The following is a 4,494-nucleotide window of genomic DNA, read 5'->3' on the forward strand; positions in this document are numbered from 1 at the left end:
GAGGTGCTATCAAAGCACAGTAGCTATGGCTTGTGCCTTCCTATGGCTACCCATGTGAAACGGGAACTGCCCCTAGGCTTAGTTAACGATTTTTCCTCTGACTGAATGCAGAGTTACCACCAGAGACGAGTCATGAAAGTTGCCGATCACACTGTCGTGGAGATTCTCTACACCCTGAAAGATGCCGATGGATCGGTGATTGATTCCGCGGCCGAGGGCGATTCGCTCAAATACCTGCAGGGGGCGGGTCATATCGTTCCCGGCCTTGAAAAGGCAATGCTGGAAAAAGCTCCCGGCGATACCTTCTCCGCCGTCATTGCCCCGGAAGAGGGTTATGGCCAGCAAAACCCGGATTTGATCGAGGTTATGCCGCGCAGTGCTTTTGGCGATATTGAGAAACTGGACGTGGGCATGGCATTTCACGCCGAGAACACCCATGGCCAGCCCATGGAGGTGGAAATCATCGACATTGATGGTGATCAGGTCACCATCAATGGCAACCACCCCCTGGCCGGCGTTGAGTTGCACTTCGATATCAAAGTGGTCTCTGTGCGCAAGGCCACCGCAGAAGAAATTAACCACGGCCATGTACACTAACCTGATAAAGCGGTACTGAATTCGATTTAAACCACTCCCTCTGTCCTATCCGGCGCTGGTATGCACCCCTCTCCCCCCGACCATATTGTGCTCTTTGACAGCGTCTGCCACCTGTGTAACGGCTGGAGCCGGCTGCTGCTGAAACACGACAAGCACTGCCATTTCACCCTCTGCCGGTTACAGTCGCCCGCAGGGCAATTCTATCTCAGGCAACTGGGCCTGCCACTGCACACCTTTGAAACCATGATCCTGCTGGAGCGCAAAGGGGATACCTTTAGCCAGTACCATAAGAGCGACGCCGCCCTGCGCATCGCTGCCCGGTTAGAGAGACCCTGGCATTTTCTTGCCTTTTTGCGTTACATTCCACGCCCCCTGCGGGACCTGTTCTATGACCTGGTGGCGCGCAACCGCTATCGCTGGTTCGGCCGGCGCAGCAGTTGCCTGCTGCCAGGGCCCGCGGACAAACACCGCTTTCTGGAAGACGTATCGGAAGAAAACCCCAATGGGCCTGTCTGAACAATACCTGCAACGCTTTGGCGGTATCGCCCGCCTGTATGGCAACCGCGCCCTGGAGAGATTGCACAGGGCCCATATGATGGTGATCGGTATTGGCGGTGTGGGAAGCTGGACGGCGGAAGCACTGGCCCGCAGCGGCGTGGGTGCCCTGACACTGATTGATCTCGACGATATCTGTATCACCAATACCAACCGCCAGTGCCACGCCCTGGCAGACACTATCGGCCGCAGCAAAATTACAGTGATGGCGAAGCGGCTACAGCAGATCAATCCCGAGCTGCGGGTCGCTGTGGAAGAGGACTTTATCGCACCAGACAACCTGGCTGAGCTAATCAACCCGGATAAAACATCCTTAGATATCGTGATTGATGCCATTGACAATGCGCGGGTAAAAGCGGCGCTGGTGGCCTACTGCAAGGCACGCAAACTGCGCCTGGTCACCGTTGGTTCTGCCGGCGGCAAACGCTCCCCCCTGGCCATTGAGTGCACCGATCTGGGCCGCACGATCAATGACCCCATGCTGGCGAAAGTGCGCCAGCACCTCTACCGCTTCCACAACTTCCAGAAAAGCCGCAAACGCCAGTTTGGCGTTGATGCCATCTACTCCAGCGAAGCCATGGTCTACCCAAAACCGGATGGCCAGGTTTGCCAGCAAAAAAGCGCCATGCAGGGCGGAGTTAAACTGGACTGCAGCGGCGGCTTTGGTGCCGCCACCATGGTCACTGGCGCCTTTGGCTTTGCCACCGCCACCAGGGCGATTGAGAGGTTGCTACAGTCGAAGCATTAAACCGGGGCTGTTTCTAATGCTGCTGGGTGTTGTGCTATAGAGATATAAATAGCAGCACCAAAGAAAGTACCGCAGCAGAAAATTGCGATTAGCACTATGATCCTTGAAGTCTCCTTATATTCGTATAACATTTAAATACTAATCACCATGACCAGTATTGCCCTGATTACCACCCCGGAAGCAATTCTGCAGCGGTTCCCCTGCGCTAATAATCATCAAATCAGACTGTTGAGTAAATTTCATACAACCCAGAAAGATGGCTAGTAGCTCCACACAGTTGGCCGTATACGCTCACCCGGTATAGGTTCAAGATCATCCAGGTGCGGAAATCGACCCTTCTGTGCGCCCTTCTGTTTCACCCCAATATCGGTGAACACTTCCTCTATCGCGATCCCCAGCAGCTCATAGGCACGCCCACCAGCAACCGATACATCTACAGCCTGCTCGGTAGTGTGTGTCATGGTGGAGCCGATCTTGGCGCAGTGGGCCGGGCAACGATAACCGGAGCTGATTACCATCGGCTCGTTGAAACGCTCCCTGACCCCGATCAACCGGTGTAGCGTGCCATCTGAGAAGTGGATTTTCCCGCAACAACGGCAGGACAACTCCTCTTTCGTGAAGTAGTCGTTAGCGAACATTGGATTACCAGAAACGAAAAAGCCCGCACTAGGCGGATTAGGAATGAAGATAAGCTGAAACTCCCAGCATTTGACAAAATTTTTTGATTACCGGATACTTCTCACTCGATAAACAAAAAGAGAAAATTATTATGCAAACAGAAACTGATATTCAAGCTGGGCCTAAAGCACACCTTGACCCTGACGGTCCTGGTTGACTCTGGCAGCTTCAAAGGATAGGAGTCTAATATAGACTTTTGTTAAAGTGCTCCCTCGCCTTTTAAAACGACTGCTTCCTCATGGAGCAATCGCTATCAAAGTAGAAACCTGCATATATAGTGGCTACGGTGACCACTATATAAATGCTATGTGTAATTTGATTTCTATCTCAAAAATATTTCTTCAACTTTTAAGTCGAATAAGCTAGAAATTTTATAAGCCAAAGATAGCCTTGGATCATATTTATCTTTCTCAATTGCATTAATTGTTTGGCGCGAAACATCTAGTCGTTCAGCTAAATCGGCTTGCGTCCAATCGCGTTCTGCTCTTAGCACTTTTAGCTTATTTTTCATGCCGCTTTTCGCATCCCAATGATATTTCCAAAAACCAATGAAAGACTCATTACGACAACGACTATTTCTGAATAAAACCTCCCGATAGGAAGGTTTTCTACTCCTTCAAGTAATATCAATAGGGTTATAATTAACCAAGTAACGCTGAGAGTAAATGCCATTGAGTAAAGCTGAATTTGCCTCTGTAAATCGTCCAAACCTTTAAGCCATTTCCAGTGAGCAATTATCACGCAGATCATAAGTGAAATATGGGTAGCTATGGCAGCAACGAGCACGGCGGTACTTTCTGGCCACCAAATCTTAACCGCGGCCGATGCGAAAACAAAAGTCGCTCCCCAGCTTATAGTCCAAAAAAATATATATATTGTATTTTTTATGCTTTTTTCTTCATAAGTTATGGGTTGTTGAGTATGCATTGTCGTTTTCTCGTTACATAAAGTAAATAAAAGTTTACATTTTATTGTGTGAATGTAAAGTTATTTTTACATTTTTTAGTAATGGGAAAGGGGCTTTACCTAGTAGCGGATGTTCAGCTTCCATGCTCACCACATTTCTACAATCTGGAGCTACTAGTTGCTTTCCTGGGCTGTGTAAAATTTGTTCAATGGCCTGGTTTGATGATTCTGAACGTAGGAGAACCGCTGCAGAATTGCTTCCGGGGCAGTAATCAGAATAATAGTGGTCATGGTGATTAGTATTTAAATGTTATAAAGATATGGAGATAAAATGGATTTAGTCACACAATTCAAAACGTGGTGGGCAAGTATCGCTGAGAAAGAAAAGTCCGGCTTAATGGTTCTGGGAATGTTTTTTTTGCGGGGTACTTCTTCTAACAGTAGGAGTTAAAATCGGTTCTGCGATCGGCGTTTTAATGTGATGTTCTATAAGTTGTTATCTCTCGTGTTTAACATCGCCTTATAATCGGGTCAAGGCGGGTTTCTAGCCCACCCTCCCCACACCACCGTACATCCGGGTCCGCATACGGCGCTTTGAGATTGACGAAAGGGCTAAAGCCAAATCAGCCGCAAATACGAGCTTTATGTGCCAGGTGGATCATCCTTTTACAGGATCAATACCCGATCCTCCAACTTGAGGGTGGCCATTCATGAAAATTGGACAACCCCAGACCCGATCTATCGTAAGTTTTGGGGTTACGCAGTTTTGGTACTTTTGCGTTTTGGGAGTATAAATCAGCTACCTTGCGATTGTTGTCTCTACCAGATCCCCAACCATCCAAACCGGCCACTGAGCCGGTTTTTATTCTGGGGGGAGTCATATTTTGTACGATTATGCCAAATATATGTAACTAGGGGCTGTTCCCGTTTGGGTGTAGCCTATTGATTTGTAAGAGCAAGCTCGCATTGTTGAGGTTCTAACACAACGACAAAACGAGCTTGCAATGCCC

Annotated in this window: 6 protein-coding genes; 3 read left to right on the forward strand and 3 right to left on the reverse strand. The window is 48.7% G+C overall.

The window, feature by feature from the left end; translation table 11 throughout:
• Positions 1-132 precede the first annotated feature (132 nt).
• From Q1A48_RS20615 to tcdA, 3 genes are read left to right on the forward strand one after another with little or no spacing between them, the layout of a single operon-like run.
• Positions 133-597, forward strand: coding sequence for a peptidylprolyl isomerase (locus Q1A48_RS20615; RefSeq protein WP_299948641.1), 465 nt, complete (start codon positions 133-135; stop codon positions 595-597).
• Positions 598-657: 60 nt separating this feature from the next.
• Positions 658-1,113, forward strand: a complete 456-nt coding sequence (locus tag Q1A48_RS20620; RefSeq protein ID WP_299948643.1) for a DCC1-like thiol-disulfide oxidoreductase family protein — start codon at positions 658-660, stop codon at positions 1,111-1,113.
• On the forward strand, positions 1,100-1,900 hold the full coding sequence (gene tcdA / locus Q1A48_RS20625; RefSeq protein WP_299948645.1) for a tRNA cyclic N6-threonylcarbamoyladenosine(37) synthase TcdA: 801 nt from the start codon (positions 1,100-1,102) through the stop codon (positions 1,898-1,900). Before Q1A48_RS20620 ends, tcdA begins: the two co-directional genes overlap by 14 nt.
• A 260-nt stretch (positions 1,901-2,160) precedes the next feature.
• Here the strand turns inward: tcdA and Q1A48_RS20630 are convergent, their stop codons facing one another.
• The 3 genes from Q1A48_RS20630 to Q1A48_RS20640 all read right to left on the reverse strand — a co-directional run bounded on the left by Q1A48_RS20630 (position 2,161) and on the right by Q1A48_RS20640 (position 3,505).
• Positions 2,161-2,538 carry a D-Ala-D-Ala carboxypeptidase family metallohydrolase gene (locus tag Q1A48_RS20630; protein WP_299948647.1) on the reverse strand — a complete coding sequence of 126 codons (378 nt, stop codon included), beginning with the start codon at positions 2,536-2,538 and terminating at the stop codon, positions 2,161-2,163.
• A 362-nt stretch (positions 2,539-2,900) separates the two neighbouring features.
• On the reverse strand, positions 2,901-3,089 hold the full coding sequence (locus Q1A48_RS20635) for a helix-turn-helix transcriptional regulator (protein ID WP_299948649.1): 189 nt from the start codon (positions 3,087-3,089) through the stop codon (positions 2,901-2,903).
• Complete coding sequence (locus tag Q1A48_RS20640) at positions 3,086-3,505, reverse strand: hypothetical protein (protein ID WP_299948651.1); 420 nt, start codon at positions 3,503-3,505, stop codon at positions 3,086-3,088. The genes Q1A48_RS20635 and Q1A48_RS20640 overlap by 4 nt, the downstream gene beginning before the upstream one ends.
• Positions 3,506-4,494 lie beyond the last annotated feature (989 nt).

The sequence above is a fragment of the uncultured Microbulbifer sp. genome (assembly GCF_947489355.1).
Classification (GTDB): domain Bacteria; phylum Pseudomonadota; class Gammaproteobacteria; order Pseudomonadales; family Cellvibrionaceae; genus Microbulbifer.

What these genes read in the sequence shown, in the direction of transcription:
- tcdA (WP_299948645.1), top strand. Translation starts at nt 1,100, where the DNA reads ATGGGCCTGTCTGAACAATACCTGCAACGCTTTGGCGGTATCGCCCGC.
- Q1A48_RS20640 (WP_299948651.1), bottom strand. Translation starts at nt 3,505, where the DNA reads ATGCATACTCAACAACCCATAACTTATGAAGAAAAAAGCATAAAAAAT.
- Q1A48_RS20615 (WP_299948641.1), top strand. Translation starts at nt 133, where the DNA reads ATGAAAGTTGCCGATCACACTGTCGTGGAGATTCTCTACACCCTGAAA.
- Q1A48_RS20630 (WP_299948647.1), bottom strand. Translation starts at nt 2,538, where the DNA reads ATGTTCGCTAACGACTACTTCACGAAAGAGGAGTTGTCCTGCCGTTGT.
- Q1A48_RS20635 (WP_299948649.1), bottom strand. Translation starts at nt 3,089, where the DNA reads ATGAAAAATAAGCTAAAAGTGCTAAGAGCAGAACGCGATTGGACGCAA.
- Q1A48_RS20620 (WP_299948643.1), top strand. Translation starts at nt 658, where the DNA reads ATGCACCCCTCTCCCCCCGACCATATTGTGCTCTTTGACAGCGTCTGC.